The sequence below is a fragment of the Nonomuraea sp. NPDC050202 genome (assembly GCF_040656115.1).
Lineage (GTDB): Bacteria > Actinomycetota > Actinomycetes > Streptosporangiales > Streptosporangiaceae > Nonomuraea.
In genome coordinates this window covers 311,472-335,932 of the sequence record NZ_JBFALF010000002.1, presented here as the reverse complement: position 1 = coordinate 335,932, position 24,461 = coordinate 311,472, and the positions used below count along the sequence as shown (strand labels likewise).

Here is a 24,461-nt window from a genome sequence, read left to right as displayed (position 1 = left end):
CCAGGTGCTTTGACCAGCGGACTTGAGCGAAATCGCTAAAGGCGAGATGGCACTAAAGGATCACTTGATGAGCCTCGGCTTGCGAGCATCCCGCTGTCCACGGTCATAGCCCTCCACCCCGCCTTCGAACCACGCATGCACCGCCAGATCCAGCAGGGCCTGGTTCACCGGCATGCCGCGCTCGATTCTCCGTGCCGCCTTCCAGAGTAGGAAGCGCAGCATCGGATTGTCCTCATCAGGCCAAGGCGGCGCGGGGCATCATTCCGTCACGCGGGTTCGGCCAATCGCCGTGCGCGGCATCCTGTTCGTCGGCGAGACGCATGGCCGGCTGGGCGATGTCGTCAGGAACCACCGGAGGATCGAAGGCATCAGTCACTTCTCCATCTTCTCCCGATGTATGCCCCGCAGGCCTCAGTTTCCATTCGGGAGCGTCGACATCCCAAGGAAAGTGCCCTGACTCCGTATAGTCTCGTCTTATGCGGAGCCAGAATGAGGAGTCAGGCGTCTTAGTCCCTTCATCGGGTCGTCAGATCACCAGACCGATAAGCCTCGAAGAGCGAATTCGAGCGAAGGACGCATTCCTGGCCGAGGAACTCGAAGACAGCACAAAACGCGCCTACCTGGACGATCTGGCCGCCTGGCGCCGCTACTGCGACGAACATGCGGCAACCACGTACCTGGTCGATGACGTAACGATCGTCAATTATGTCGAACATCTACTCAACATCGGCAAAGCACTCAAAACCATACAAAGACGCATCAATGGCCTACGTGCCGCGATGGACGCCCTCGGCTACCCGTTCACCCCCGAAACGGCCAAGGAAGCCCGCCGCGCGCTCGTCGTCGCCCGCAAGCGCATCATGAAGGAGCCCGGCACCCGCGGCCATGGCAAGGCCGCCGCCTTCACCGTGCCCGAGCTCCGGGCCATGTCGTCCGCCTGCCCCGAAACGCTCCGTGGGATCCGCGACCGCGCGCTGGTGCTGCTGGGCTTCGCCATCGGTGCCCGCCGCAGCGAGCTGGCCAACCTGTACGTGTCGGACGTGACCGAGGTTGCGGCCGGCCTCGAGGTGCACGTGCGCTGGTCCAAGGTGCACGAGGAACGCTGGCCAAAGGTGCCCTACGGGCAGCACCTCGAGACCTGCCCGGTGCGGGCGTGGAAGGCATGGCTGGACGCCGCCAGCCTCACCGAGGGCCCCGCATTCCGCAGCATCGACCGGCACGGCAACCTCGGCCCCTCCATCACACCGGAAGGCATCGGCGACGCCGTCACCGCACTCGCCGCCCAGGCCGGCCTCGGCAAGCGCACCGCGCACGGGCTGCGCTCCGGCATGGCCACCGAAGGGCGCCGCGCCAAGCACGACGCCGTGGCCATCGCTCGCCAGGGCGGCTGGAGCAAGCACAGCCGCGAGATGCTCGGCTACATGCAGGTCATCGACGAGTGGGAGGACAACCCGCTGTACGGAATCGGGCTATGAGGCGCCGGTCCCGTTTGCTTGGGTACGGGACCGGACACCCTAATCCTTGTCCTTCCCTGGGCAGATCCGGTGTCGGGGATCCCACCAGATCGGATAGAAGACGCGTGGGCTCTCGTCGGAGATCACACCCCACAGCCGCTCCGGACCGCTCAGCCGAAACCGGAACACCTCGTCGAATTCATCTAACTCAAGCTCCCCCAGACGCGCCTGCGCGGCAGACACCAAGTGGTCCACGGGAATGAACTTGTGCTTGGCTCCGCGCCGGCGGTTGCCGCCCGTCATCTGGGCTCGGATCTCTTTCCAGCTCAGCCGTTCCATCTCGGCGAGGAACTGGATGATGCGAATGAGCGTGTCCCGGTCGATACCGGCCCACGCCCAGTCGCCGTTGTGCTCGGCATCGAGCAACGACAGTCGCCACATCGGGTGGTGGAGGTCGTCCTCCAGTCCCGTAGTGGCAACCCCAAGTAGGCGCTTAGGGATGCTCTTGCCCGTCCCGGGCGCGACGGATCCAGGGAGTACAGGGACACCCTTGGACGCGTAGGCGGTAGCCGGTACGGGTTTCTGCTTAGCCCTGTTCGCCATCGGCGCGGGCCGCGAGCATGGCGTCGAAGAACTCGAAAATCTCCGAGTCCAGCAGAGGCTCGTCGCTGCGCTGCATGGGTGCCACGCCCGCACGAAGGCGCGCACACACCCACGGCTTCTCCTGATGCGTCATCTGGGAGAGCTGGTTTGCGGCGAAGTTGCCATAGGACGCCAGAACGAGATCGATCGACTCGCGCTCACCGTCGTCCAGGGCGCTCGGGTCTCCCGCGATATCGCCCGGGTTGAGCTGGAAGCGGCCTCGATGCTTCGCGTAGAGCTCCTTGGAGACCGGCCCGTTGGCCCACGCCTCGAACCGCTCCGGGAACAGGCGCCGCTCTTCCCAGGCGAGGTGGTAGCCGTAGGCGTAGTAGCAGAGCTTCTGCAGCTTCATAGCTGTCATTGATCCGAGCTTGTTGAGGATGTACGCGGCTACGTCCTGGACGTGCGCCATGCCTACTCCCCTCATGTGCCCACCGTAGCTTCTACCCTGTTCAGCGCTCGGGATTGCATGTCGATTCCCATATCAGTGTGGACGAGTACAGATCACACCAAAAGGGTCCGATCGAAAGTGTTTTCGATTCGTTGCGCCCCATGTGATCGGGTCACTCTTGCACCTCAGGCTCCGTCTTGCATGCCGAATCACAGACATGACCACATGAGGACACAGATCCAACGAGCAGCCATCAGCTTCTAGGGCCGCGAATTTCCACCTTGTCCGCAGGGAGCACCTCAACCGGGCCGCCGGGGCGCTCGACCACCACCACGTCGCCCTCGTCGGCAAGGTCAAGTTCGCGCCGCTCGGAGTCGCTCGGCCGGCGCACCACGATGCGCATCCCGGGCTCAGCCGTGATGACGGTGACGAAGTCGGCCCCAAGTTTGACGAAGGAGCCGCGGTTCTTGACGGTGTAGACCACTCCCCGGTCTCGGAGCATCCCGAGCGCCTGCATGATGGTCTGGCGCGCTACACCAAACTCCTGCTCAAGGTGCGTAACGCTGGGCAGCCGCTGGCGCGGTGCCCACTCTCCCGCCTCGATGCGGCCACGAAGGACCACCGCGATCTGCTCGTACACAGGAGTGTCCGCCTCGTAGTCGATCACATGATGACGCTAGGGATGCCTACCGGAGCCCCTTGGTTCGCCTCAATGCGTATTGCATTACCTCTACTGCGATGTTGTAAAGCATCTACTACTGGCTGCACTACTCATGAGTAACAGCTTATGGTCATGTCATGGCTCTACCCGCCGACCCTGCAGAAGCGGTGACAGCACTCAACGAACGCTATGCGTACTGGCTCGTCAGCCGGACCGGCCTCGGGCGCTTCTGGGCCGCCAGCGCTGAGGACACCCTCCCCGCCGGCTGTGCCGCCGTCGTACACGCGGACACACCCGAAGCCCTCGACGAACTACTCGTCCGCCAAGAGCGGCTACGTGGACGCAACCTGGACACGTCGACGTCCATGCGTACTCTCCCGTCTCCGCGCGCGGGCACCACAGCGTCGCAGTTCCGGACGGGTGATCCCACATGATGTTCCCTGACCCGCCCAGAACGTGGTGGGCTCACGCTCTGGAGTACGTCGAGCCGCGTCGCCAGCGTGTGGTGGTGCCGCACATCGCTGGCTACACAACCTCATACGATGCCGCGAGCGGCACCTTCATGGCGCTGCGCCGCGAAACTGTTCCTGTCGAGGCGATCAGCGTGGGCTGCTTCGTGCGGATCAGTGCCTGCGACGTGAGCGCACTTCGGGACAGCACTGCTTCCAATGAGGCGTGGATCGCCGCGTGGGCCACCGGCCAGGCGATCACATGACAAGAGCTCCGGCGCGAAGGCCCGTCCCGTACGTCACCGCCTACGAAGGCGAGGCCCTGGCCTACCAGCTCGTTGTGGAACCGCACGCGGAGGCAACCGAGGCGATACGCCTCTCCTACGCCGACCCCGTCGAGACAGACCGGCTGTACGGAGTGCTGTGGTATCGGCAGGGCATCACCAAGACCGGGCGCCCGCTCTGGAAGCTGATCAACACCCCGCGACAGCGGCGATGCATGATGCACCTGCTGTGCCAGGTGTGCGGCCGATCCGCGATGGACGACGACGGCCGGCTCTGGTGGCTGATGCCTGAACCTCCGGGGACGACTGGCTTCGGCCTTCCGTTCACGCACGTGCCGCCGTGCTGCCGGGCCTGCATCCCTGTGGCGCGCTCGTTGTGCCCGCGGTTGCGCCACGAGGCGCTCGTCTATACCGCCCTCGATGCTGAGCCGTTCGGCGTTGTGGCGGACCTGTATCGGCCGGCAGCGGGACGCAAGGCAGTCCTGCTTCAGCACGCCGTCGAGGTGCCCTTGGACGCTTTCCGTCGCTTGGACTTCGCCCTAGCCACGCAGTTGCTCGTCTCACTCACTGGCCTACAGAGAACCGATGACCGCTCGGCGTGAAAGGGAGCACCCCTGGTCGGCCTGACCCACGTGATGCGGACGATGTAGATGAGGTGCCACCCACCGCGCTGCGTCCGCATGTCGTAGCAGGAGCGCAACACCTGACTCGACGCGAGTCACATTCACGTCTCCCCAAGTTCACCCTTTCCGCATCTTGCCGAGATCGACCTGCTCGTTGAGCTTGGAGGTTGCCGGACATGGCTTGACGACGGCGAGGGAGACAGGCCATGGACAGGGACGACTCGAAGGAAGCCGTCTTTGAGCGCACCAAGCACGTGTGGCCGAACGTCCACAACGCGTTGCTTGCTGGCATCGAGACGGCCATCTATCTTCACGACTGTGCAGGCTGGCATCACGAGGACGACAAGCACCTCTACCAGCACATGATCCGCCGCAAAGCCATCGAGGTCTACCACGACCTCAAGCCCGCGCCTGGACCTGGCTTCGGAGAGAGTGACACGACCATCCTCCCGATGAGCGGACTCATTCTGCATCTTCCGGACGATGTGGTACGCATCTGGCACATAGCCACGGTCAACATCCCTACTCCGAGCACGCCAGCGAAGCGTGAGTTCATCGACCAGCCACGCAGCGATCAGTTTCCCCTCTGGGAAGAGGTCAGCGACGAGCAGCAGCAGAGCGCCCAGAATCGTCTGGTCCTGTGTTGGACCGTCTCTGACCACAAGATCGAGCGCTTCCAACTGGTACGGCCTGCGGGGACCAAGCGCACAGGAAAGCATGTCGCCGTCGACTGGGATATTGATCTACTAGAGCGCCTGCCCGGGTGATCGGCCCACAACCTGCATGACGGCTGTCGATCACTCCGCTCCCAGTCGGATTCCCGCGTACTCAAGGAACTCCTGAGCGGTCGCGGACGAGCCATGGGCTGCCAACTCCTGTTGGAAGATCCGCAGAAACCCGACTCCCCGCGCGGAGTCCACATGATCCGCCAGGAGATCCACGGCCTGCCGTCCGGACATGCACCCGTCATCCAAGTGGCCTTGCCGCAGTTGGGCGGTTGCCACTCTGCCTAGCCATGTTGCACGGTCGCGCGGGTAGTGGTCTCCGCATGCTTCCACCGCCGCCAGCAATTCCCGTTCGGCCGCAGTGTCGTCCCCCAGGTCGAACAAGGCTCTGCCGACTTGAGCCGCGATCCTCGTCTCGTCCACCCAGTACGCCCACGCCGGGCTGTCGCCGTCCTTGGCCTTGTTGAGGAAGTGGCCGGCCTTGTTGAGTGCCGCCTTTGCCGTCCGCGAGTCACCCACCTTCGCGTACGCTCGGCCAGCTCGCGCCCAGGCCATGGACTGAACGATGGGCGGCGTCTGCTTGGAGGCCTCTGCGGTAGCGACGTCCATGAGTTGTGTCGCGTCTTGAAGCCGGCCGGTGGAGTACGCCTGGATGCCCATGAAGCCGATGATGTTGACGCCCATGGGCCGGTCGCCGATGGCGGCCACTGACCGGAGGGCGACGAGGTAGTACTGCTGTGCCGCTGCATGCCGTCCGCTGTCGAAAGCGGCCCAGCCCGCGAGCCTTGCCGCCTCGGCTGCTGCCGCATACAGCCGACGACCAACCTGCTCCCGGTAGCTTCCGTGCTTGAGGATGCTGGCGATGTATTGGAGGTCGGCGTGAAGTGCGTCTACGAGCGCTCCTCCACCGTGTTCGTCGTCCATTTGACGGCGGGTGGCGATCAATTGATCGATCTGGTCCACGAGTGCTGAGCTCACCTGGCGTCCGCTCTCCTGGTAGGCGAACCATGGGCCTTGGTTGAGCCGCCACTGATAGACGGGGAGAAGCAGTTCAGCCCCGGTTAGAACGAGGAACTCTCTACGATCCACCAGCGCGCCCTCCGCTACGTTGGTGAGTGCTTGGGTCGTACCTTCAAGGTTCCACGGTTCGGACGCGCATGCCATAGTGCCGGTAGGCAGCCAGTGAGGCCACGCGACCCTACTGTCAGGGGTGACATTGAAGAGTGCCCGCATGGCTGCCTGCGCGGCGGCATCGGGTGTAACTCCACGCTCCCATCGAGTGATGGTCTTCCGAGTGGTGCCAAGCCCCTGGGCGCGCAACAGTGAAGCCAGTCCTTCCTGAGACCATCCTCGTAAGCGCCGAGCCTCCGTGAGCGGGTGCCGAACTGCCGAGTCGGCCATGTGACCCCTCCTGACCCCGGCGTGACCCGCCGGACCCTTTCAAGGGGGCGGATGCCCCTCATAGTGCCTCGCGCTGACCTCTGACGTCAGCCGTACGACTCCGGCTTTATGAGGGTTGTGGATGGTCAGCTACGCACTCACTGTGCAAGCCGGCGCCGGATCTCGGCGAGCAGGAGATCGCTGTCCACGACCGTCAGGTCGGCCGGTACTTCTCTCAGGCCAGCATCCTCTTCGGTGAGGAAGCCGGCAGCGATGAACGCTTCCAGCACTGGGCGATCAAATGCGCGAGCGAAGGCGGCAACGGTTTGCGGTTTGGGCGTGGTTGATTGCCAGCGGCTGATGCTGGTTTGTCGCATGCCCATCCGTTTTCCGATGGCGTCCTGCGATATGCCGCCGCTGACTCGTTCCACGTACTCCCACCAGCTCACGCCGCAACCTTATGCGCAACCGTCACACGCGCGCACGCATGTGATCACTCGTACACGGTTGACTCCTATGCGCATGAGAGTTACTCTCACTCGTGAACGCATGTTAACACGCCCCTTGGAAGGAGGTAAGGGTGAGCGAGAGGGTTGTTGGCCTCCGGTTGCGCACCGATCAACTTGAGAAGTTTCGTGCGATCGCAGGACTCACCACAGAGAAGCTCCTCGCGGAGCGCATGAGCGTCCACGAGAGCACCGTCAACAAGGTCCTCGGAGGACGACAGACGCCGAGCGCCAGATTTATTGGAGCTCTTGTCAAAGCCTTCAACGGCCTGACTTTCGACGACCTGTGGGAGATCGTCGCCGACGACGTCGAGACAAGCGACGTTCACGAGACGGCTGAGCCGTAAACAGCGCGAAAGCGGCCCCGATCCTCGAAGACTGAAGCCGCTCCACGCGCTCCGATCGATACGACAGGAGCGATCCCACTATGTCATACGCCCTCACCGACCTCACCTTCTCGGAGGCTGCTCGCGCGGAGATCGCGCCGATGGTCGACACCTGCTACCGGGAGGCGCTGATCTACCTGCGGCAGGCCGAGGCGATGCGCGAGGCCGCTGGCCTACCGCTCCCCCCGGTGGGCGCCGAGCTGTACGCCCGCCTCATCCCCGCTCAGGCGGTGTCCCGGTGACCGCCGATCAGGTCACCGAGTTGACCGCTGCACTCACGGACAAGATGGCGCACCCTCGCCGCGCCCCGTTGCAGGGCTGTATCTCCATCAACACAAGCACGTGCACGGACCCGGACTGCGGCTGCACCCCCAGGAGGAGCCGATGACCGCCACCCGCTCCAACGTCCGTCCTGTCGACGAACTCGCGGTCTGGGACGCGCACACCCACGCCAGCCGGCACGCCATCCTCACCACCTTCTGGCGGTCACTCGATCCGGCTACTGCCCGAGCCCGCTTCGCCGCCGCTGCGGATCTGCTCTCCCTCGTCAACGAGCGCCTGACCTCGATGCAGGCGACCGTCAACGGCATCGGCTCGCAGGACACCCGATGACCAGGCCCGGCTACCGCACCCACCCTCGCAGCGCACCTGCGGTGGCCGGGCCATCCCCCCCATCTCCCGTCCAGGGGCCGTGGATTCATCCCAGCTGCCGACTCCTGGACGGGCCCCAGACTCCCCCGCCTGGACGCAGAGGGGCGTTTCCTCCGAATCCAATCCCGATGCCCCGGGCGGGGGCTCACCACCCACAGATACCGAAGGAGATCGACATGAGCGACAACGACGAGGCGTACCGCGCGAACGCGTACCGGGTCGCCCGGGTGATGAAGACCGTTGCCACAAAAGCCGACCTGGAGGCTCGTGCCCGCAATCTCGACGCTGCAGGCAAGCACGTCGCCGCCGAGATCTTCCGAGAAGTGGCCAGCGAGTAAACCCCGCAGGAGACCCCCAGCCCGTTCCGGTATCCACGCCGGCGCATCAGGGAGCAAGCCCTGAACGGGCACGACAGACACCCTCCCCCAAGGAGATCGACATGACCGACACCACCAACCCGATGGCGCGATACGCCAACTTCCACCCCATGCGCAGCGTGGAGAAACTGCGCGGCACCCTCGACAAGCTCGCGCACCTGCCCAGCGACACCGCCGTCTTCCTCGTCCTCGACGACGGCAACGAGCCCACCTCGTACGCACCGGCGACCGAGCTGCAGGTCACCCACTGGAACGGGTACGAGCGCTGCGCCGCCACCGACGATGACGCCGAGCTGGCGCCGTTCTTCATCTACCCCGCCCAGCACCCGGAGGGCGTGGCCAGCGGCGGCACCTTCCACCCGGTGGCCACCCTCGCCGCCCTACGGGACACCGTCGCCGCCCTACGGGACAACCCGACCTTCCACCGGACCGAGGACGCCTCCAACGACGAGGACTCCTTCACCATCGTCAGCGAACTCCAGGTCGCCTGGTGGGACGGCTCCGTCCAGGTCGGCGAGCCGGGCGACGGCGTCAAGCAGGCCCTATTCATCATCTGATCCCCACGCATCGAAACGGACCCCCGTCATGAAGCCGCTCCCTACCGTCTCTCCCGAGGAGGCGGTCCCCAGCCCGACAGTCCCCCCAGCCGTTCGCAAGCGCCTCCTTGAGGTCGCCAAGAACGGCATCTCAACAACGGACGCCGCCAACAAGCTCGGCCTGACCGTGCGCGAGGTCTGGAGGTACCTGGAGCTGCTGCGTGTCGCTGGCGTCGTGCATCTGCAGGCCAGCGACGAGGACGGGCGGGCCGCGGAGTGGAAGACCGGCCGACCGCCCCGGAGGAGCACCTGATGGACACGCCCACCACCGAGCAGACCCCGCCGGCGGTTGAGCCCCGCGCACCTCTGGTGGTGTTCCGCTCACGCGAGGAGCGCGCCGCAGCCAAAGCCCGTGCTCGCGCTCTAGCCGCACAGCACGGCATCGAGGAGCAGCGCGCCCGCGACCAGCGGGAGGTGGAAGCGCTCGAAGCTGAACGCGAGAAGGCCCGGGTTCGCGCCGAACTGGACCAGATGGCCAAGCAGGAGCAGGACCAGGCCGCCGCGGAGCGCAGGTCGTTCCGGCAGCGGATCAGCCGCGCCGTTGTGCTCGCCACTGCAAACGTGGGTGTGAACGCGGTTGCCGTCCTCGGCCAGGTGCTCGCCCTCACCCTCGGGCTCGGCTGGGAGTGGTGGGCCGCCGTCCCTCTCGCCCTCGTCGTCGAGTCCGTCGCGGTCAACGTGGGCTACATCGCCCACGACAAGCTCATCAACGGCTACAGCGCCGGCTGGCTCCGCATGCTCTCCTACGGAATCGGCGCCGCCGTGGGCTGGTTCAACTACGAACACAACCGCGGCACCGACGCGGACGGCGTCGTCCTGGCGACCGAGGACTACGCGGTGGTGTTCGGCGCCGCCTCCGTCCTCTCCCCGGTGTTGTGGCAGATCTACTCCCAGTGGAAGCACTGGCAGCAGCTCCGCTCCCAGGGCCTGCTGGAGGCTCGCGCGCCGAAGTTCGCGAAGCTCCGCTGGATCATCCCCAGCCTCCGCGGCGAGACATGGCAGGCGTTCAAGCTCGCCATCGCCGAAGGCATCCAAACGCCCGAGGTGGCCATCAACGAGGTCAGGTCGAGAACCGTCACGGGAACGGCGCGGGAAACGCTCCTCCAGGCTCGCGAGGAACTCATCCGTACGCAGTCTGACGCTCTGCGACTGGCTCTCGTCCAGTTGGCAGCAGTCGCCAGCGACTTCGACGGCGAGAACCCGCGGGGAACCGAAGCTCGGCAGAACATCGCCACCTTCCTCGCCCGCTTCCGACCGTTCATCCCGCCCGTCGAGTTCGAGGTGCTCGCCGATGAGCATCCGTCGGACCAGGAACCAGACGAGGAACCGTCCGAGGAACGGCGTATGCCCACTGAGCAGGACAATCACCGGGCACGACGGTACGTGATCAACGCGATCAAGCGCAGCAAGACCGTTCCCACGAAGGGCGCCGTCGGTTCCCGCTTCGGGTTCTCCGAGAGCTGGGGTTACGACCGCGTGTTGGACGCCAAGCGAGAACTCGAAGAGCAGGGCTGGAACTTCGACCCGAAGGGCAACCCGATCGAGCCCGGCGGGACCTTGGTCCGTTCGAGGAACGGTTCCCGCGCCACCTCTTCCACCACCCCGACTGGAGACCTGTCATGACCAAGAACAACCAGCCGAAGGACGCCCGCGAGGTGCTCGACGAACTCGGCGCGAAGTGGTCGCCCGACATGGGCAAGTTCCTCGCTGGCGAGGTCGACCTCTCCCAGATGCGCTGCGCCCTGTGTGAGAAGAACCCGTGCGCGTGCCCCGAGTTCGGCAGCGACGAGTACTTCGCCCTCATCGACAGAAGGCACGGGAGACGGTCATGAGTCCTCTGATGACTTTCCTGCTTGTCGTGCTCGCGCTGATCCTGGCGACCAACCGCCGTCAGGTCGGCAACGCCAAGACGCTGAGTGAGTTGTGGGAGCCGGCCCGCGCCAACGGGTGGGGCCGCAGCACCGCGCTGGCGGTCGTCGGCGTGGTGGTGTTCGCGCTCAAGTTCGCCGGCAGCGTCGCCCTGGTCGTGCTGACCGTGACTGCCAAGGCGATCGAGGTTCTGGGATTCATCGCCTCCGTGGTGCGGGAGCACCTGACGGACCTGCTCAACCCGCCTCTTCCGATCGGACGCGTGGAGGCAGCGTGAGCGAGAAGGCACGATCCGAGCACCTGCGGCTGATCCGCCACGGCGAAGACGCCCCCAACCTGCCCCTGTCTGAGGACGACGAGCACAAGGAGTTGGCTCTGCAGGGCGGCAGCGAAGTCGAGCCGGTTTACGAGGGCGAGATCGTCTCTGACAAGCCTTCCCCTCGCACCTCCATGGTGGTGGACCGGATCACTGTCTTGCGTCCACACGCAGGCACGGCGGTCGTCGTAGCCCGGCACAGCGTCACCGTGCTACAGGGCATGCACTCGTGGTGGGTGCGGGCAACGGACGGGCTGACGTTCGGCATCTACCGGGAGCAGATCCGCGCCGCACGCGCCCGCGGCGACGCTGACGCGCTCGACCATTGGCTGACCCGCCGCCGGGAGGCCGCCAGGGACCGCCGTGAACGGCTCCTGGAGCTGCCGAAGGTCGGCCTGCAGGTGCTCATCTTCGCTGGTGGCGGATGCCTCGCTCTGGTGGTGCTGATGGTCATCGTGTCGACCCTGGTTTTGATGACCGGCGCTGGCGGGTTCGAGGACGTGTTCTTGTGGGTCGGCGGCGTGCTGAAGTGGTTGTTCGGCGCGATCCGGCTGCTGTGGATGCCGCTCCTGGTCGCCGGCCTGGTCGCTCTGCTGGTGGCGTTGTACCGGGAAGGGCGTCGTACAGGAACGACCCCTGAGTGGCTGTCCGAATCGGATCGTCCCTTGACCAGCGGCGGGCAGCAGGGCACTCCTGTCCTTGTCACCCCTTCAGTCGTGGTGGTGGCCCTGCGCGATCTGGGCCTTTCTCGGTTGTCCAAGGCCATCAGGCAGATGGGCGACGCCGGCGCCAGCATGCTCAGCCCCATCCGCATCGCCGGATGCGGCGTCGAAGTTGATGTTGCTCTGCCGTCCGGCACCTCCACGGACGAGGTGCAGAAGCGCCGCCGCAAGCTGGCGGAAAACCTCGGCCGGCACGAGCACGAGGTGTTCATCACCATCCCGAAGAAGGCCCGCACGGTGCGACTGTGGATCGCCGATCCGGGCGCGCTAGACGAGCCGATCGGGCCATCCCCGCTGGTCAGCAGCAAGGAGGTTAAGGCCGACTACAAGACAGGGCTAGCGCCGTGGGGCGAGAACCTGCGCGGCGACGCAGTCGGGATCAGTCTGTTCCAGCGGCATCTGCTCATCACGGGACTGTCCAATCAGGGCAAGACCGCCTCGTTGCGGGCGCTCGCTCTGTGGCTGACGTTCGACCCGCGGGTGCGGTTCTACATCGCCGACCTCAAGGGCGACAACGACTGGAGCATGTTCTCCGGCATCGCCGAGGTGCTCATCGAGGGTCCGACAGACGACCACGTTGTCGAGGCAACCGAGATGCTGGAGTGGGGTGTCCGCGAGATGGAGCGCCGTCTCCAGGCCCCTCCCGGCGCCAAGTTCGACCCGGTGATCCTGATCGTGGACGAGGCGCAGCAGGCGTTCATGTGCCCGGCCCGGGAGGAGTACATCGACGATGACGGCAAGGTGAAGCTGGGCGCCCCGTACGGCGGCACCAAGGCCACAAGCATGTTCTTCATGGCCGCCCGCAAGATCCACAACCAGGGCCGCGCGGTGGACGTGCTGCTGTGGGAGGGCACGCAGGACCCGACCGACCAGAACCTGCCCAAGCTGGTACGGGAGGGCGCGCACATCCGCGCGTCGCTGGTCGTCGGTACCGAGGCCCAGGCCCGGATGGCGCTCGGGGATAAGGCCGTGGATGGCGGCGCTGCGCCGCACCTGCTGCGCCAGGACCTCGACAAGGGCACGGTCGTTACGAACGGCGGCGGCATGAAGCTGCCCGCTGGCCAGTCGTCAATCACGATTCGGACGCACTTCATCGACAAGCCGCAGGCCGCCGAGGTGGCCGATCGGGCGAAGGCGCTGCGCAGCGGGACGGCCACCCGCAACGGCATGCCCCACCAGGAGCCGCGCGTCGATCCGCTCGTGGACATCGCAGCGGTGCTGGGGGACGAGACGCGAGTGCTGACGCAGGAGGTGCTGAAGCGGCTGTCCGCCCGCGATCTGGGCCGGTACGGGGAGTGGACGCCGGGCGACCTGAAGGAGGTTTTGGACGAGGCGGGAGCGCCCTCGTACAAGAGCGACGGGCGGATGGTTGTGGGCCGTGAGCGCGTTCTCCGGGCGCTCGCAAACCGCCCTGAACTGGACGCCGAAGAGGACGGCGAGTGATCGCTATGGGCAGGGAGTCGAGCAGGGAGACAGGGAGAACTCCCTCATCGCCTCTCTCCCTCCGAGAACCCGCGCTGACCAGCGAAACTCCCTGCCGGGGAGGACAGGGAAGCGCCCTCGATGAGGGTCTGAAACCGTCCCAGGAGGCACTTCGCGAGAGCGCAACGCCTCCCTCCCTGGCGCGGCTGAGCGGCGGTTGCGGAGACCTCTCCCTCGATCTTCGGGAGGGGTGTCCGGAGCATCCCGCTCCACTCAACCGATGGGAGGTCTTGATGGACCTCGCAAGACTGTTCGGCCTCGGCGCCCTCATCACCTCTGGGATGGGATTGGCGTTGTGGCTGGCTTTCGCTGACCCGCCGCTGGCGTGGCCGACGCTAGCGGTGGTCGTCCTCGTGATCGTCGTCGTGATCGTTCGGATGGCCCGTAACGACAACAGGCCGACCCGGCCGCCCAAGTAGCCGTCGCCGATCCATCTCGCGCTGGCGAGCACACCGCAATACCCGTCACTACCGATCAAGAAAGAAGGAATCATGTTCGACAGGATGCCGCCCGAGAAACTGGCCAAGGCCAAGGGGCAGGCTCAGCAGGCCGGCGAAGCCAGCAAACTCGCCAGGGCCGCCAACGGTCACGGCGTGACCGGCGCCGAGCGGCGCAAGGCCGAAGAGACGCTAGTCCGCACCTTCGGCAGGCGGAAGGCGGCCCAACTCAAGGAGAACGAGCTCCTCCGTGCTGGCGCCGCCCCCAAGGGCCTACGGAAGTGGTTCGGCTGATGCCTCACCGAACCGACGTCGCCGCTGCCGCCGCGCAAGCGGACGAAGCCGCCGCTTCCTTCGCCGGACAAGGCATGGAGAAGGAGTGGGCCATCAGCCGCTGCATGGCCTCCCACTACAAGCAGGCTCTCGCCAACCAGGAGGAGCAGTGAGTACTTCCGTTCCGCCGCCCGACTATCCGGTGCGCTGGGTCAACGACGTTCCTCACGTTCCGATCCACTGCGCTGGCTGCGGCCGAACCGTGCCGGTGGAGGGCGTCACCACCATCGCCGGCGCTCTGGCTGTCCTCGCCGCGATGGGCGCTCACCAGCACTGAGCGGCTGTTGCGGGTGCGCTCTCCTGACCACCCTTCCCCGCGGGTCAGGAGAGCGGCCCGGAGCGTCCGCTCCCCCAACCTCTCTCGAAAGGAAAGCTCGTCATGCAGTGGAAGAAGTGGCTGAAGTGGGGCGCCGTCGCCTTCGTCGTGTTCTACCTGTTCACCAAGCCCGCCAACGCAGCCGCGGCGGTGAACGGCGCCTTCGACGGCATCATGCAGGGCGCCAACCAGTTGGCCGTGTTCTTCAGCAGCGTCCTCACCTGAGGGCCCTGGCGACCATGAGCATCAAACGAGCCGTCACCGACTACATCAAAGGGCAATCCACGGCCGGCAACTGCAGCGACTGCGGCCACGGCTCCACTGCCGCTCCTGGGTGCGCGTGCATGGCGGCCTGGTGCCCCTGCCACAAGGGCTTCTACGGGCACAGCGCACACGGCTGTTCTGGCCGCGCAGAAGACCACAAGACGTGAGCTGCTGTTGCGGGTGCTCGCCACCGCGGGGGCTGTGGCGGGCGTCCGGAGCAGTCAGCTCCACGAACAGAAAGGAGGGGGACCCCATGTCCATGACGTACCAGGATGCCCTGGACGAGTGCGACCGAGTCGGAGCGAAGAACGCATCGGACGCCGCACTCATGGCCAGCTTCTGCAGGGGTTCCATTCAGATCTTGGTAGGAGCCGCCTCTCCCAAACTCGTGTGGGAGGGAGCCATGAAGCAGGGCCTGACCAGCCGGGAACTGGCGCAGCTGGCCAACAAGGACCCGAACGCTGTCCACGAGCTGATGTGGTGATCGGGCGCTAGACGGCAAGGTCCGGACCAGACCAAGGACGAAGGAGACACCGTGGGGCTATTCGGTAGCAGGCGCGCCCCCGACCCGCCACCGCCAGTGCGACGGGACCAGGTGCGCGCAGCACTCCAACTCGGCATGACCTGGTACGGAGGCGACCCCGACGGCGAAGACTTCGTCGCCAACCGGAACCGGTATTACCAGGCGCTGAAGCAGTGCACGAAAGCGGAGATCGACTACGTGGAGGACGCGCTTGAGCGGCACGGCTACCCGCCGTAAGACCACCGATGTCCACGAGACCTGCCCTCGGCCAGGAACTACCCCATCAAAGGAGACACGCAGATGAGCGACAACCAGCAGGCCGCCAACAGGCGGAAGCCGAAGCCGAAGCCCGCCAAGAAGCCCTCCACCAGCGAGGTGAGGCGCGTCGGTGACACCTACACCAACATGACCGAGCGGGAGCAGGCAGCTCTGCTCGATGGCTGGTTCACCCGAGGCCGCTGATGTTCAGGCAAGAACCCATTTCCGACAGCGATCCTCGCTTCCAGGATCTGCGCCGCATCCGCGAGGAGGAGGGCTACGACGGTCCTCTCGACCAGATCTGAACCGGGTGAACCCGACCGGCCCCAGAGCGGAGGCGGCGGGCGTCACCCTGCGAGTCCAGCCTGCGCCGAAGCCGGGGGAAGCGGAATGAAGTACGCCGGACACCTCAACTACAAGATCGGCAGGAATCCGGATGGTCCCGGCTGGCTGGCCCTGTACAAGTGCCCCGCCCCGGGGTGCGGCGTCGGGGGCCGGGCCATCGCCCCCTGTAAGAGGAAATCGACATGTTCCGCAGGCTTCCAACGACAGACATCCCGGCCCGCGACGTCCGAGTGGGCCACATCTACATGTCGTCGTCGGCCGGTAAGGCGAGGCGGCCCGGCTCGCCCGTTACCCGCATCAACTACCTGGAGGACGGCAAGCCGACGGTGTACATCGAGACCGCAGATAAGCCGGGGTGGTCGTACTGCCTCACCCATGAGGAGCCGGTGTCCATCCTCGCATAACGCAGAGAGATGGCCAGGTCGTGCCAGGACCGGGACACCCCCCTCTTACTCTGGAGGCCGCGTCTCCGAAGCTCGTCTGGGAGGGCGCTCAGAAGGCCGGGATGACCCACCTGGAGCTTGCCCTGCTGGCGCAGGAGAACCCGGCCAAGGTCCATGACCTGATGTGGGGACTAGCCCACTGGCACTTCCACCCGCTGAGGGTGTCCACATATCGTCCCCGGCCGCCCGAACCTCGCGGCCGGGGCACATACGAACCACGAAACCGGAGAATCGCCCTCCATTGTGAAGGAGACACATGGCCAGCTCCAGGTGTTCCGTGTGCGGACAGAGAGTGTCCGTAGCTGCGGGTCAGGACGCCCCGTCGCACCAGCCGCCGGGTGACCGCTCCCAGTGCTCCGGCTCGGGTGAGCCGACCGAGGAGTAGCACCTAGGTAGACCCGCCAGGGTGGCCAGCGGCAACGCCGGCCACCCACGAATCAGAGGCTTCCACCGGCCCAGCCCCGAGTTCCCCCTAAACTCCAGGGGTATCGCCAACCGCCCTGCCACCTTGAGGAACCATGCGCGTCACACGCTTTGAGAGCTTTCTCCTGAATCTTCTGGCCAGCAGCGGGCACCCCGCGATCAAGGACGTACAGGTACTCAGCCAGCCCCAGGACCGCGCCCTGCCGCGCGGCATAGACGTCTGGTTTGTCACTGGTGCACGCATTATTCTCCAAACGGTTGGAGCTGCGCCGCCTGGCGGCGACAGCAGCGACCGCGAAGAGCGGATCGTGGAGGGTACGCCGCTGCCACCGGTAGACGAGCCCGTGTTCGCACCGGCTGATGATCGTATAGATGTGAAGTCGTTCGAGACGTGGCTAGCTGCGAAGATCACGAACAGCGGCCACGCTGAGATTCAGGGCGTCCGGACCTTCACAGGCCACTCGCATCGGCTTGGCGTCGACGTGACGTTCTACAACGGCGCCCACACGTACACGTACTTCCCGTACACCCTGCGCGCCGGTCAGCAGCCTGGCGCACATCCGATCTACGAAGCCAAGGACGTCATTTAGGCCGGCCTCTTCATTCAGCAGAGTCGCGGCCACCCACGCGAGCGCCAACACCGCACACGAGACCGCCCCGGCTGCTTCCCCGCAGCCGGGGCGTTGTCACGTTTGGCGCTCCAGAGGGGACCCTGGAGCGACGCCAGATTAACGCTCTAATGTCCGGTTTGTATAGGTTCTGTGTGTGGCAGTCTGGCGAGGACCCCGAGGCATCGAGATCGAGGTCATCGTGCTGAACGCCTACCAACGCTTCAAGGTCACACAGACGACGAACGGACGCCGCTACCTGCTCGGCTACTACGGCACCCTTGCCGGCGTCCTACGACACGTGGGCGACTTCGCCGACCTGGTCGAGGTCATCGACTTCCCCAGCGAGCGTCAGGCCGCATCCTGAGGACCGCGACCAGGGGATGATACGGACATCGCTGCGGGCGATCACGTACCGGGGCCACGATGAGCAGATGGACGATGACGCTCTTGACGAGCTCGTGGCACGAGGCGGACGTACGGACGCGGAGTGGGCAGCACTCACCCCCAGCCAGCGTCTCCTAGCCTCCCTGGAAGCGCAGGCCGCCATCCGCGAGGAGATGCCGGCGTGGATGTGGCATCGGGCGCGAGAGGTGTGTCCCGATCCGGACAGCGCTCCGTGACAACCCGATCACATCTTCCGCCGTCTCATCTCCTGTCACGTTCCATCCCCCAAGCAACAGGAGTCCGGATGCTCCGTCGCATCGTTCCCGCCGCCGCTGCCGGGACGCTCGCCCTCGCCCTCGTCGCCGCGCCGGCTCAGGCCGCGAATCCCGCGGTGATGTTCACGAAGGTCTACTTCGACTCGCCGGGCAAGGACACCCGCTCCAACAGCAGCCTCAACGCCGAGTACGTCGTCCTGCTCAACACCACCAGGAAGGCCATCCAGCTTGAGGACTGGATCCTCCGCGACAAGACGGGCTACAAGTACCGGTTCCTGCCCTTCCTTCTCAAGCCCGGCAAGACCGTCACCGTCAGGACCGGCAGCGGGAACGACGGCAGCAGCGGCGTGTTCTGGAACCGCAAGCAGTACGTGTGGAACAACGACGGCGACACCGCGGGCATCTACCGGGCCTCCGACCTGAAGCGCATCGACACCTGTTCGTGGGGCAGCGCAGGCGACTGGACCAACTGCAAGTAGGCAAGTAACGACACCTTGCTGCTCGCCGATGCAGCAAGGTGTCGACCTTCCAGTTCGTCGCGTCTCTCGTTTCCTCACTTGCGTGGCCCGTCGCGGTCATCGCCGCCGTCTTCATACTGCGCAAGCCCCTTGCGTCCGCCTTTGGTCGTGTCCGCAAGATCGAGGCGTTGGGAGTGTCTGCCGAACTCGACGAGGTTGAGCAGGCCCGTGAGAACGTAGAGCAGGAACTGTCCAACCCCGATCGCGACGTGGACGAACTCGTTGAGCGCGCCGCCGAGTTCGGGTGGCGTTTGGGGAGAGCCGCGCCTGATGTTCCGCCACAAGTCCAGGTTGACCGGTCCAGCGATACGCCAGTTGTACACTCCGCTTCTGAAGACGCCCTCAGGCGTTGGGCGGCAAGGATGAACGACTCAAACGGGTACGTTTGGGAGCACCTCGTTGCTCAACTCGAGGAGCTGATCACATCGGGCCACTTCAAACCCGGCCAGGCATTTCCTTCCGCCCTGCGAATCTCTAGGGACTTTCAGGTCGGCCTGGGAACGGCCCGGAAGGCACTCCGAGTCCTCGAGCGCCAAGGGCGCATCGTTGTGGTGCCGAGCAAGGGATCGTTCGTCACTCCCCAGGTGCCCGAGTTCAAAATGCCGGGCCCTCCCGCAGACGCCTAGGTGGCTGCGCGTTTTCAGCCCGTACAGATGTTCGGACCAGAGTAGGCTTAGAAACGACGAAACCCCGGTAGCAGCCGGGGTCTCGTTGCGAAGTTCCGAGAGATCAGAACATCTTCAGCTCACATGCCATCGTACAAGACGACTGTGCGATTTACCGCCCCCCAGCGGCGATAGATGTCTGCCCTCTCGGCTCCTACGAGAGAACGGACGAGGTCTTGGCAGAGACCCAACCAGAACCTCCGGCGTCGGCGTTATACGCCGTCCGCTACTCCTACGACTGGTTGCGCACCTGGCGTTACGTGGTTGTGCAGCCCTCGGTGAAGAACGTGGGGCTTGCCGCCGCCACCTTCAGCAACAAGCGCGGCCTCCAAGTCTTCCCCGGCGTGAAGCGCCTCATGGCCATCACCGGACACTCGAAGCCGAGCGTCATCGATGCCCTGGCCACCATGCGCTACCTCGGGTTCCTGTGGCGCAGGTCCTGCGGGCAAGGCTCCGAGAGCGGCCAGGCGGACGAGTACCAGCTATCCCTGCCGCGCACCAAGGACCACCTGCCGATGATCGACGCCAAGACCGGCAAGGAACCCGCGCTTCACACGCTGCCACCCATCGCCCAGCAGACCGCGACCCGGCTAGGGGTTGCCGGAAGGCTTTCCAAGAGGGTGGGTGGTCAAATGACACAACCAGGGTGGTCAACTGAGACAACCACCCTGGTTCGCTCAGTAATCACCATTCCGATCGACACGATCGGCCCGATGCTGGCGCATCGGGGCGCAAGTATGACTTCGACGACGACGAGGACTGCTACGACTACGTCTGCGATCACGTGGCTGACATGGACCCGTTCGAGTCGTCGATGATGGACGGGATGCTCTCCAGCGGAAAGCACCCCAAGGCGATTGTGAACGCCATTCTGGCCGGACGTCAGAGCGGCGCTGCGTAGTCGTATAACGCGAAGAAGCCGCCCTCCCCCGCGCATGGGAGGGCGGCTGTCTGTCCTAGGCCTAGACGTCCATGCACCACATCCAGCCGTGGCCCGAGATGTAGCAGCGGTACCACTCGGACGGCATGGCCTGAGCGGGCGTGCTCGCCGCCCCAATCGTGATCACGGTGGTGACAGACACCAGGGCCAGAGCGGCAACACGGCGAGCGCGGCGGGACATCGACGTCATTCGGTTTCTCATGCCCCCTATGCAACAGGGCGCCACTTGGAACCATCTTGTGCCTCACTGTGGCCCCGGCTTCAAGTCCTGGCAGGGTAGCCGTACAACACGAAGAAGCCCGCCCGATCCCCTGAGGGACCGAGCGGGCTTCTCGTTGCAGGGCGACGGTCCAGTGGAGACCTGAGGCTGACGACACGCGCGAACCTGCATTACGACCAGCGTGGGACAGGCGGGATTTAGTCGGGCAGTGGCACAACGTCAGGACCGACATGTTCTACCAGGTGCAACAGCGCCCCCGCCATGTTCGCTTCGTACTCTTCAGATCGGCACCCGCTGCACACGAGGAAGAGGTGCCCGCCCCCGTCCACCTCAACGTGGGCGAACCCGCCGGCGTGGGGGAATTGGCGGCTCACGATTTCGCGCATGCCCGCAGCCTTCCCCTGAAGCTGCGACGCGAAAAGGGCCGGGCCACCCGTAGGTGACCCGGCCCGTCATGGCATGGGCTCGCCGCCCGCAGCAGCGACGAGATCCACACATCCAGACAGCACCGTAGTGCCCCCTGGCTGGTCAGTGCTGACGGCCCTCCACCGAAGGCTGCACCGGACCCGAGGTGGGCGTGACGTTGGCCCGCAGCACCAGACCCAGCACGATCGACAGGACCGTCACGGTGGCGCCGATCTGGTCGGCGGTGAACTCCAGCCCGAACCCGGCGACCGCGGTCATCAGCGTCGTCACGGCACCAGTCAGCGCCGAGACGACGATCGGACGCGTCATGATGGTGACGATGATCGCCACCACAGCGGTCGCGATGGACGAGATGGCGGCAGTCTGTTCCTGAGACAGGTCCAGCCCGTACGCGACCAGCAGCGCCACCAGCGAGTTCACCGCGTACAGAATGACCGCGGGCTCCTGCCCGAAGATAGTGACCTTCTTCACGACGACCTCCTAATTGACGGTGTAGCCGCCGTTCCAGTCCCAGGACTTGCTGGCCACGTGCGTGGCGCCGGAGGTCAGCCAGACCGAGTCGGCGTCGTTGTTCAGGAAGTGGCCGGCCGCGCCGCAGTCGACGTCGCTCTTGGCGTACAGCCGGTACTCGTCGCCGTTCTTGAAGTTGCCGCCCCAGCGGGAGCCGTTGAACACGGTGACCGTCTCGCCGGGCTGGAGCATCGCGGCGGAGCCCTGACCGGGCAGGCCGGTGACCGTGTACTTGTTGCAGGTGTGCGGGCTGCCGTTGTTCTTCGACCAGTTGTCCTGGACCACGAGACCGTCGATGTCGACCGGAGCGCCGCCCGCGACCTTGAAGGTGACGAACTCGCGGTTCCGGTTGGCGAACGTGTCGCTGCCCATGGCGTCGGTGCCGACCTCGACGATCGTCAGGGCGCCAACGGGCAGGTCGAGGGTGGTGGCCGAGGCCGGGCTGCCTACAAGGCCAGCGGCGGCGACGACGGCAGCGAACAGAAGCGCGCTCTTGTTGAGACGCATTTGAGGATGCTCCTTGAGGAGGTGAACATGAAGAGAGCGCCTCCGCACTGTGCGGGGCGCTCGGGTGAACTGGAAAGGATTCCTTTCGAGTTCGCTGATCAGTTGGCCTCGTCGACGAGGCCAGGCACGCGATCAGGAGGCGTGCCCTCCACCGCGGGCTCGGGATGCCGCGGAAGTCTCTCTTGGTACGGCCACACCTGCAGCCACCACCGGGTCACGGCTTGTTCTCGTCCAGGCGCGCCCGCAGCGAGTCCACCTTGGCCTCCAGGTCGGCGATCACCTCCCGGAGCTCGTACACCCACTTGGCGGTGTTGACGAGGATGTTGCCGGCCTGCCATTCGGGGTTGTCGGGCTTGCCGAACGGAACCTTGAGTTCGTGCTGCCACAGGTCTTTCGCTGCCACGTCGTCCTCCTCATCAAAGCTGGTTGGGGGTTCGGCGAAGGCGCCGTCCTTGACGAGCCGGTACAGGCGGTCTCCGGGGCAGGAGGTGGCGTAGAAGTCCCTGTGCCCCTTCACCGCTGGGCCGATACCCTTGGCCATCAGCCACGCCCTGAGCTCGCGCACGGCGTTGATCTGCGCCGGGGTCGGGTCCTCGTTCGGCCCGGACATGAGCGTCACGCTGTAGTAGGTGGTGTTGCCGGACGGCTGGGCGGCCTGCGCCCGGTTGAGTCCGCGGCCCTCGAATACGTAGCCGTGCGGGCAGGCCCCGTACGAGTAGCCGATGTCCACCCACTGCCGCGCCGGCCCGCGGTGAAAGTCTCGAGTGCGCTGCCAGTAGCCCAGGCACGCCGAATGCTGCTTACGCTCCAGCCCTTGGTCGACGCTGTCGTAGTGGATGACCAAGCCGCGGGTCGGCTTGGCGTAAGAGGCGCCTGTCGCGCCCCAGCCGAACTCGGAGCGCTTCACGAGTCTCATCTCAGCCTCCCGGCTTGCAGGTGTAGGTGGTGGATCCCGGTTCGACGGGAGTGCAGGTGTGCGTGACGCCGAGATGGTCGGTGTAGGTCCAGCCGCTCGGTGGCGGCCCAGCCGGGCCTCTCTCGCCCTGCGGACCCGGAACGGTGGAATCCTTGCCGTCCACGCCGTCTTTGCCGTCCGCTCCGGGCTCCCCACGTGGTCCAGGAGGGCCGGTAACGCTCTCTCCTGGTTCGCCCTTCGGCCCCGGGCTGCCCGCCACTCCCGGCGGTCCCGTAGGGCCGGCAACACCGTCTCGGCCCGGCCTTCCGGCAGGCCCGCTCGGGCCTGGGGAGCCGCGAGGCCCGACGATCGTCTGCCCTGGAGGGCCCATCTCGCCGCGTTGGCCGCGCTCCCCAGGAGGGCCGGCTGAAGGGGATACGAGCGGAACGCCGCCCATCCGTTCCACCTGCTCGGTGAGGATGGTGCGATCGTTCTCCGCCTGCCGGACCCTTTTGCCGAGCTCGTTGATCTGTACCATCAGCGCGCCAAGCACCGCAGTGAAAACGACGGCGACGACGAGCGGCAGCAGCCACAGCCTGGGGCGGCCCCGCTTCACCTTGTCGGGGTCGTCGGCGACGCTGTCGAAGCCGAGACCGTCGTCCTGGTGGCGGCCCATCAGGTCCTCCCGCTGTTCAGCCATAGCTGGATGAGCAGGATGACGAGCGGCGCGATGATGGATGTGAAGACGGCCAGGCCGATCAGGCGGCGGTCGTTTGCCCGCTGCACCCGCTCGGCGTCGCGCTCCTTCTTGTCGGCCTCACGGTCCGCTCTGAGCGCCGCCAGCTCGCGCTCGTGGTCGTCGAACTCCTTCTGCACATGCTGCTGGTAGGCGGCGAACAGCTCGCTCGACACGACCCGGTCCAGGCGGCTGTTGAGGCTGTTGAACCCGGACTCCAGCGTGTGCCGGAGGGCCTCCATCGTGCGGTGCAGCTCCCACGGGGTGGGCGAGTCGGGCACACGTCCCCCTCCTGCAGACGGTGGCCCGCGGGCCGGTAGGTGTGGGTGCCGCCCGCCCCGCACCCTCAGCAGACGGGCGGCACGTCAAGGGGAACTGTCAGCGGAACGACAAATGGTTGCTGGTCACGACACCTTCGTGAGCCGCAGCATGGAGTTGGTCTTAACGACGCAGGCTGTGGCATTGCTGGCCCACTGGCACCACCGGAAGCGCAAAGTCCCTGCGGTCCCTGCTACCTGTAAAACCCCGCGAGGCAGCGCCACCAGGTCAAAGCCGGTGATCGTGCTCGCCAGTACCAGATCCGATCCGGTGTAGCACCTTCGATCGATGTCGCCCGCTACGCCAGGTGGTTCGAATATGGCGTCGTTCGTCCATCGGAAGGTACATCCTGCCGGAAACGACCATGTGAACTGAATGTCAGCAGCAGTGGGACCTGTGTAGATGATGAAGCCCTCGACCCAGTATTTCGTGTTTGCCGCCACGCTCATAAAGAGATGGGTGTCATCCACAGGGCTCACGTTGCTAGCGATGTTCTGGTCGGCGGCTTTGAGCACGATGTCTTGCTGTGGAAGCCTCATCAGGTCGGATGCGTTGAGGATCTGACCAGAGACCCAGTTAACGAAGCCGGGCATGACCGCC

Annotated in this window: 40 protein-coding genes; 27 read left to right on the top strand and 13 right to left on the bottom strand. The window is 65.5% G+C overall.

Features of this window, described 5'->3' with window-relative positions; all coding sequences use genetic code 11:
- Nucleotides 1–60 precede the first annotated feature (60 nt).
- Together AB0I79_RS06855 and AB0I79_RS06850 are read right to left on the bottom strand one after the other, a co-directional pair.
- Nucleotides 61–222 carry a hypothetical protein gene (locus AB0I79_RS06855; protein WP_357868012.1) on the bottom strand — a complete coding sequence of 54 codons (162 nt, stop codon included), beginning with the start codon at nt 220–222 and terminating at the stop codon, nt 61–63.
- Nucleotides 223–235: 13 nt separating this feature from the next.
- Nucleotides 236–376, bottom strand: a complete 141-nt coding sequence (locus tag AB0I79_RS06850; RefSeq protein ID WP_357868010.1) for a hypothetical protein — start codon at nt 374–376, stop codon at nt 236–238.
- 100 nt (nt 377–476) lie between these two features.
- Here AB0I79_RS06850 and AB0I79_RS06845 point away from each other — a divergent pair, with 100 nt between their 5' ends.
- Complete coding sequence (locus tag AB0I79_RS06845; protein WP_357868007.1) at nt 477–1,475, top strand: tyrosine-type recombinase/integrase; 999 nt, start codon at nt 477–479, stop codon at nt 1,473–1,475.
- 39 nt (nt 1,476–1,514) lie between these two features.
- Here AB0I79_RS06845 and AB0I79_RS06840 read toward each other — a convergent pair whose 3' ends face one another.
- The 3 genes from AB0I79_RS06840 to AB0I79_RS06830 all read right to left on the bottom strand — a co-directional run bounded on the left by AB0I79_RS06840 (nt 1,515) and on the right by AB0I79_RS06830 (nt 3,154).
- Nucleotides 1,515–1,880, bottom strand: coding sequence for a hypothetical protein (locus AB0I79_RS06840; protein ID WP_357868005.1), 366 nt, complete (start codon nt 1,878–1,880; stop codon nt 1,515–1,517).
- Nucleotides 1,881–2,040: 160 nt separating this feature from the next.
- Nucleotides 2,041–2,508 carry a type II toxin-antitoxin system antitoxin SocA domain-containing protein gene (locus AB0I79_RS06835; protein ID WP_357868003.1) on the bottom strand — a complete coding sequence of 156 codons (468 nt, stop codon included), beginning with the start codon at nt 2,506–2,508 and terminating at the stop codon, nt 2,041–2,043.
- 232 nt (nt 2,509–2,740) lie between these two features.
- Nucleotides 2,741–3,154, bottom strand: coding sequence for a GntR family transcriptional regulator (locus AB0I79_RS06830; RefSeq protein ID WP_357868001.1), 414 nt, complete (start codon nt 3,152–3,154; stop codon nt 2,741–2,743).
- Nucleotides 3,155–3,578: 424 nt separating this feature from the next.
- Here AB0I79_RS06830 and AB0I79_RS06825 point away from each other — a divergent pair, with 424 nt between their 5' ends.
- The 3 genes from AB0I79_RS06825 to AB0I79_RS06815 all read left to right on the top strand — a co-directional run bounded on the left by AB0I79_RS06825 (nt 3,579) and on the right by AB0I79_RS06815 (nt 5,271).
- A complete protein-coding gene (locus tag AB0I79_RS06825) occupies nt 3,579–3,863 on the top strand; it encodes a hypothetical protein (RefSeq protein ID WP_357868000.1) in 285 nt (94 codons plus the stop codon).
- A complete protein-coding gene (locus AB0I79_RS06820; protein ID WP_357867998.1) occupies nt 3,860–4,483 on the top strand; it encodes a hypothetical protein in 624 nt (207 codons plus the stop codon). Before AB0I79_RS06825 ends, AB0I79_RS06820 begins: the two co-directional genes overlap by 4 nt.
- A 227-nt stretch (nt 4,484–4,710) precedes the next feature.
- Complete coding sequence (locus tag AB0I79_RS06815) at nt 4,711–5,271, top strand: hypothetical protein (protein ID WP_357867996.1); 561 nt, start codon at nt 4,711–4,713, stop codon at nt 5,269–5,271.
- A 30-nt stretch (nt 5,272–5,301) separates the two neighbouring features.
- Here AB0I79_RS06815 and AB0I79_RS06810 read toward each other — a convergent pair whose 3' ends face one another.
- The gene (locus tag AB0I79_RS06810) at nt 5,302–6,192 is read right to left on the bottom strand and encodes a hypothetical protein (RefSeq protein WP_357867993.1); all 891 of its coding nucleotides are present in this window, start codon (nt 6,190–6,192) and stop codon (nt 5,302–5,304) included.
- A gap of 575 nt (nt 6,193–6,767) precedes the next feature.
- Nucleotides 6,768–7,058 carry a helix-turn-helix transcriptional regulator gene (locus tag AB0I79_RS06805; RefSeq protein WP_357867991.1) on the bottom strand — a complete coding sequence of 97 codons (291 nt, stop codon included), beginning with the start codon at nt 7,056–7,058 and terminating at the stop codon, nt 6,768–6,770.
- A gap of 131 nt (nt 7,059–7,189) precedes the next feature.
- On the opposite strand from AB0I79_RS06805, the gene AB0I79_RS06800 reads away from it, so the two are divergent.
- The 21 genes from AB0I79_RS06800 (at nt 7,190) to AB0I79_RS06700 (ending at nt 18,605) form a co-directional block, all read left to right on the top strand.
- A complete protein-coding gene (locus AB0I79_RS06800; RefSeq protein ID WP_357867989.1) occupies nt 7,190–7,462 on the top strand; it encodes a helix-turn-helix transcriptional regulator in 273 nt (90 codons plus the stop codon).
- 80 nt (nt 7,463–7,542) lie between these two features.
- Entirely contained in the window at nt 7,543–7,743 is a 201-nt protein-coding gene (locus AB0I79_RS06795; protein WP_357867986.1) for a hypothetical protein, read from the top strand.
- A 142-nt stretch (nt 7,744–7,885) separates the two neighbouring features.
- Nucleotides 7,886–8,113 (top strand): hypothetical protein, encoded by a 228-nt coding sequence (locus AB0I79_RS06790; RefSeq protein WP_357867983.1) that lies wholly within the window; start codon nt 7,886–7,888, stop codon nt 8,111–8,113.
- Between the two features lie 215 nt (nt 8,114–8,328).
- Nucleotides 8,329–8,490 carry a hypothetical protein gene (locus AB0I79_RS06785; RefSeq protein WP_357867980.1) on the top strand — a complete coding sequence of 54 codons (162 nt, stop codon included), beginning with the start codon at nt 8,329–8,331 and terminating at the stop codon, nt 8,488–8,490.
- 101 nt (nt 8,491–8,591) lie between these two features.
- Nucleotides 8,592–9,086, top strand: coding sequence for a hypothetical protein (locus AB0I79_RS06780; protein ID WP_357867977.1), 495 nt, complete (start codon nt 8,592–8,594; stop codon nt 9,084–9,086).
- Between the two features lie 28 nt (nt 9,087–9,114).
- On the top strand, nt 9,115–9,378 hold the full coding sequence (locus AB0I79_RS06775) for a hypothetical protein (protein ID WP_357867973.1): 264 nt from the start codon (nt 9,115–9,117) through the stop codon (nt 9,376–9,378).
- On the top strand, nt 9,378–10,748 hold the full coding sequence (locus AB0I79_RS06770) for a hypothetical protein (protein WP_357867971.1): 1,371 nt from the start codon (nt 9,378–9,380) through the stop codon (nt 10,746–10,748). Before AB0I79_RS06775 ends, AB0I79_RS06770 begins: the two co-directional genes overlap by 1 nt.
- Nucleotides 10,745–10,957, top strand: coding sequence for a hypothetical protein (locus tag AB0I79_RS06765; protein ID WP_357867968.1), 213 nt, complete (start codon nt 10,745–10,747; stop codon nt 10,955–10,957). Before AB0I79_RS06770 ends, AB0I79_RS06765 begins: the two co-directional genes overlap by 4 nt.
- 8 nt (nt 10,958–10,965) lie before the next feature.
- The gene (locus AB0I79_RS06760) at nt 10,966–11,271 is read left to right on the top strand and encodes a hypothetical protein (RefSeq protein WP_357867965.1); all 306 of its coding nucleotides are present in this window, start codon (nt 10,966–10,968) and stop codon (nt 11,269–11,271) included.
- Nucleotides 11,268–13,475, top strand: coding sequence for an FtsK/SpoIIIE domain-containing protein (locus AB0I79_RS06755; RefSeq protein WP_357867962.1), 2,208 nt, complete (start codon nt 11,268–11,270; stop codon nt 13,473–13,475). The genes AB0I79_RS06760 and AB0I79_RS06755 overlap by 4 nt, the downstream gene beginning before the upstream one ends.
- A gap of 272 nt (nt 13,476–13,747) precedes the next feature.
- The gene (locus AB0I79_RS06750) at nt 13,748–13,933 is read left to right on the top strand and encodes a hypothetical protein (RefSeq protein ID WP_357867959.1); all 186 of its coding nucleotides are present in this window, start codon (nt 13,748–13,750) and stop codon (nt 13,931–13,933) included.
- Between the two features lie 72 nt (nt 13,934–14,005).
- Nucleotides 14,006–14,245 carry a hypothetical protein gene (locus tag AB0I79_RS06745; protein ID WP_357867957.1) on the top strand — a complete coding sequence of 80 codons (240 nt, stop codon included), beginning with the start codon at nt 14,006–14,008 and terminating at the stop codon, nt 14,243–14,245.
- Complete coding sequence (locus AB0I79_RS06740; protein ID WP_357867954.1) at nt 14,245–14,397, top strand: hypothetical protein; 153 nt, start codon at nt 14,245–14,247, stop codon at nt 14,395–14,397. Before AB0I79_RS06745 ends, AB0I79_RS06740 begins: the two co-directional genes overlap by 1 nt.
- Before the next feature lie 266 nt (nt 14,398–14,663).
- Nucleotides 14,664–14,825 carry a hypothetical protein gene (locus AB0I79_RS06735; protein ID WP_357867951.1) on the top strand — a complete coding sequence of 54 codons (162 nt, stop codon included), beginning with the start codon at nt 14,664–14,666 and terminating at the stop codon, nt 14,823–14,825.
- A gap of 292 nt (nt 14,826–15,117) precedes the next feature.
- A complete protein-coding gene (locus AB0I79_RS06730) occupies nt 15,118–15,348 on the top strand; it encodes a hypothetical protein (RefSeq protein ID WP_357867948.1) in 231 nt (76 codons plus the stop codon).
- Nucleotides 15,349–15,399: 51 nt separating this feature from the next.
- Complete coding sequence (locus AB0I79_RS06725) at nt 15,400–15,624, top strand: hypothetical protein (protein ID WP_357867945.1); 225 nt, start codon at nt 15,400–15,402, stop codon at nt 15,622–15,624.
- Nucleotides 15,625–15,687: 63 nt separating this feature from the next.
- The gene (locus AB0I79_RS06720) at nt 15,688–15,849 is read left to right on the top strand and encodes a hypothetical protein (protein WP_357867943.1); all 162 of its coding nucleotides are present in this window, start codon (nt 15,688–15,690) and stop codon (nt 15,847–15,849) included.
- A 323-nt stretch (nt 15,850–16,172) separates the two neighbouring features.
- The gene (locus AB0I79_RS06715; protein ID WP_357867940.1) at nt 16,173–16,394 is read left to right on the top strand and encodes a hypothetical protein; all 222 of its coding nucleotides are present in this window, start codon (nt 16,173–16,175) and stop codon (nt 16,392–16,394) included.
- A 557-nt stretch (nt 16,395–16,951) separates the two neighbouring features.
- Nucleotides 16,952–17,446 (top strand): hypothetical protein, encoded by a 495-nt coding sequence (locus tag AB0I79_RS06710; protein WP_357867937.1) that lies wholly within the window; start codon nt 16,952–16,954, stop codon nt 17,444–17,446.
- A 175-nt stretch (nt 17,447–17,621) separates the two neighbouring features.
- Nucleotides 17,622–17,831 (top strand): hypothetical protein, encoded by a 210-nt coding sequence (locus tag AB0I79_RS06705; protein ID WP_357867934.1) that lies wholly within the window; start codon nt 17,622–17,624, stop codon nt 17,829–17,831.
- 324 nt (nt 17,832–18,155) lie between these two features.
- On the top strand, nt 18,156–18,605 hold the full coding sequence (locus AB0I79_RS06700) for a lamin tail domain-containing protein (protein WP_357867932.1): 450 nt from the start codon (nt 18,156–18,158) through the stop codon (nt 18,603–18,605).
- 74 nt (nt 18,606–18,679) lie between these two features.
- Here the strand turns inward: AB0I79_RS06700 and AB0I79_RS06695 are convergent, their stop codons facing one another.
- Nucleotides 18,680–18,967 (bottom strand): hypothetical protein, encoded by a 288-nt coding sequence (locus AB0I79_RS06695; RefSeq protein WP_357869699.1) that lies wholly within the window; start codon nt 18,965–18,967, stop codon nt 18,680–18,682.
- Nucleotides 18,968–19,006: 39 nt separating this feature from the next.
- Between AB0I79_RS06695 and AB0I79_RS06690 the strand changes: the two genes are divergently transcribed.
- Both AB0I79_RS06690 and AB0I79_RS06685 read left to right on the top strand, forming a co-directional pair.
- Nucleotides 19,007–19,270, top strand: coding sequence for a winged helix-turn-helix domain-containing protein (locus tag AB0I79_RS06690; protein ID WP_357869635.1), 264 nt, complete (start codon nt 19,007–19,009; stop codon nt 19,268–19,270).
- A 215-nt stretch (nt 19,271–19,485) separates the two neighbouring features.
- Nucleotides 19,486–20,127, top strand: coding sequence for a hypothetical protein (locus tag AB0I79_RS06685; protein ID WP_357867930.1), 642 nt, complete (start codon nt 19,486–19,488; stop codon nt 20,125–20,127).
- Nucleotides 20,128–20,997: 870 nt separating this feature from the next.
- Here AB0I79_RS06685 and AB0I79_RS06680 read toward each other — a convergent pair.
- The 5 genes from AB0I79_RS06680 to AB0I79_RS06660 all read right to left on the bottom strand — a co-directional run bounded on the left by AB0I79_RS06680 (nt 20,998) and on the right by AB0I79_RS06660 (nt 24,454).
- Nucleotides 20,998–21,366, bottom strand: coding sequence for a hypothetical protein (locus AB0I79_RS06680; protein WP_357867928.1), 369 nt, complete (start codon nt 21,364–21,366; stop codon nt 20,998–21,000).
- 9 nt (nt 21,367–21,375) lie between these two features.
- Nucleotides 21,376–21,912 (bottom strand): hypothetical protein, encoded by a 537-nt coding sequence (locus AB0I79_RS06675; protein ID WP_357867925.1) that lies wholly within the window; start codon nt 21,910–21,912, stop codon nt 21,376–21,378.
- A 214-nt stretch (nt 21,913–22,126) separates the two neighbouring features.
- Nucleotides 22,127–22,828 carry a peptidoglycan recognition family protein gene (locus tag AB0I79_RS06670; RefSeq protein WP_357867922.1) on the bottom strand — a complete coding sequence of 234 codons (702 nt, stop codon included), beginning with the start codon at nt 22,826–22,828 and terminating at the stop codon, nt 22,127–22,129.
- A gap of 654 nt (nt 22,829–23,482) precedes the next feature.
- The gene (locus AB0I79_RS06665) at nt 23,483–23,824 is read right to left on the bottom strand and encodes a hypothetical protein (protein ID WP_357867919.1); all 342 of its coding nucleotides are present in this window, start codon (nt 23,822–23,824) and stop codon (nt 23,483–23,485) included.
- A gap of 123 nt (nt 23,825–23,947) precedes the next feature.
- Nucleotides 23,948–24,454, bottom strand: a complete 507-nt coding sequence (locus AB0I79_RS06660) for a hypothetical protein (RefSeq protein WP_357867916.1) — start codon at nt 24,452–24,454, stop codon at nt 23,948–23,950.
- Nucleotides 24,455–24,461: the final 7 nt, after the last annotated feature.

Bases quoted from the DNA above. Each gene is read 5' to 3' on its own strand.
- AB0I79_RS06690 (WP_357869635.1), top strand. From the start codon at position 19,007: ATGAACGACTCAAACGGGTACGTTTGGGAGCACCTCGTTGCTCAACTC.
- AB0I79_RS06835 (WP_357868003.1), bottom strand. From the start codon at position 2,508: ATGGCGCACGTCCAGGACGTAGCCGCGTACATCCTCAACAAGCTCGGA.
- AB0I79_RS06820 (WP_357867998.1), top strand. From the start codon at position 3,860: ATGACAAGAGCTCCGGCGCGAAGGCCCGTCCCGTACGTCACCGCCTAC.
- AB0I79_RS06670 (WP_357867922.1), bottom strand. From the start codon at position 22,828: ATGAGACTCGTGAAGCGCTCCGAGTTCGGCTGGGGCGCGACAGGCGCC.
- AB0I79_RS06845 (WP_357868007.1), top strand. From the start codon at position 477: ATGCGGAGCCAGAATGAGGAGTCAGGCGTCTTAGTCCCTTCATCGGGT.
- AB0I79_RS06720 (WP_357867943.1), top strand. From the start codon at position 15,688: ATGAGCGACAACCAGCAGGCCGCCAACAGGCGGAAGCCGAAGCCGAAG.
- AB0I79_RS06855 (WP_357868012.1), bottom strand. From the start codon at position 222: ATGCTGCGCTTCCTACTCTGGAAGGCGGCACGGAGAATCGAGCGCGGC.
- AB0I79_RS06780 (WP_357867977.1), top strand. From the start codon at position 8,592: ATGACCGACACCACCAACCCGATGGCGCGATACGCCAACTTCCACCCC.
- AB0I79_RS06745 (WP_357867957.1), top strand. From the start codon at position 14,006: ATGTTCGACAGGATGCCGCCCGAGAAACTGGCCAAGGCCAAGGGGCAG.
- AB0I79_RS06785 (WP_357867980.1), top strand. From the start codon at position 8,329: ATGAGCGACAACGACGAGGCGTACCGCGCGAACGCGTACCGGGTCGCC.
- AB0I79_RS06770 (WP_357867971.1), top strand. From the start codon at position 9,378: ATGGACACGCCCACCACCGAGCAGACCCCGCCGGCGGTTGAGCCCCGC.
- AB0I79_RS06675 (WP_357867925.1), bottom strand. From the start codon at position 21,912: ATGCGTCTCAACAAGAGCGCGCTTCTGTTCGCTGCCGTCGTCGCCGCC.
- AB0I79_RS06700 (WP_357867932.1), top strand. From the start codon at position 18,156: ATGCTCCGTCGCATCGTTCCCGCCGCCGCTGCCGGGACGCTCGCCCTC.
- AB0I79_RS06710 (WP_357867937.1), top strand. From the start codon at position 16,952: ATGCGCGTCACACGCTTTGAGAGCTTTCTCCTGAATCTTCTGGCCAGC.
- AB0I79_RS06765 (WP_357867968.1), top strand. From the start codon at position 10,745: ATGACCAAGAACAACCAGCCGAAGGACGCCCGCGAGGTGCTCGACGAA.
- AB0I79_RS06660 (WP_357867916.1), bottom strand. From the start codon at position 24,454: ATGCCCGGCTTCGTTAACTGGGTCTCTGGTCAGATCCTCAACGCATCC.
- AB0I79_RS06775 (WP_357867973.1), top strand. From the start codon at position 9,115: ATGAAGCCGCTCCCTACCGTCTCTCCCGAGGAGGCGGTCCCCAGCCCG.
- AB0I79_RS06715 (WP_357867940.1), top strand. From the start codon at position 16,173: ATGTTCCGCAGGCTTCCAACGACAGACATCCCGGCCCGCGACGTCCGA.
- AB0I79_RS06750 (WP_357867959.1), top strand. From the start codon at position 13,748: ATGGACCTCGCAAGACTGTTCGGCCTCGGCGCCCTCATCACCTCTGGG.
- AB0I79_RS06790 (WP_357867983.1), top strand. From the start codon at position 7,886: ATGACCGCCACCCGCTCCAACGTCCGTCCTGTCGACGAACTCGCGGTC.
- AB0I79_RS06760 (WP_357867965.1), top strand. From the start codon at position 10,966: ATGACTTTCCTGCTTGTCGTGCTCGCGCTGATCCTGGCGACCAACCGC.
- AB0I79_RS06795 (WP_357867986.1), top strand. From the start codon at position 7,543: ATGTCATACGCCCTCACCGACCTCACCTTCTCGGAGGCTGCTCGCGCG.
- AB0I79_RS06815 (WP_357867996.1), top strand. From the start codon at position 4,711: ATGGACAGGGACGACTCGAAGGAAGCCGTCTTTGAGCGCACCAAGCAC.
- AB0I79_RS06730 (WP_357867948.1), top strand. From the start codon at position 15,118: ATGTCCATGACGTACCAGGATGCCCTGGACGAGTGCGACCGAGTCGGA.
- AB0I79_RS06735 (WP_357867951.1), top strand. From the start codon at position 14,664: ATGCAGTGGAAGAAGTGGCTGAAGTGGGGCGCCGTCGCCTTCGTCGTG.
- AB0I79_RS06825 (WP_357868000.1), top strand. From the start codon at position 3,579: ATGATGTTCCCTGACCCGCCCAGAACGTGGTGGGCTCACGCTCTGGAG.
- AB0I79_RS06740 (WP_357867954.1), top strand. From the start codon at position 14,245: ATGCCTCACCGAACCGACGTCGCCGCTGCCGCCGCGCAAGCGGACGAA.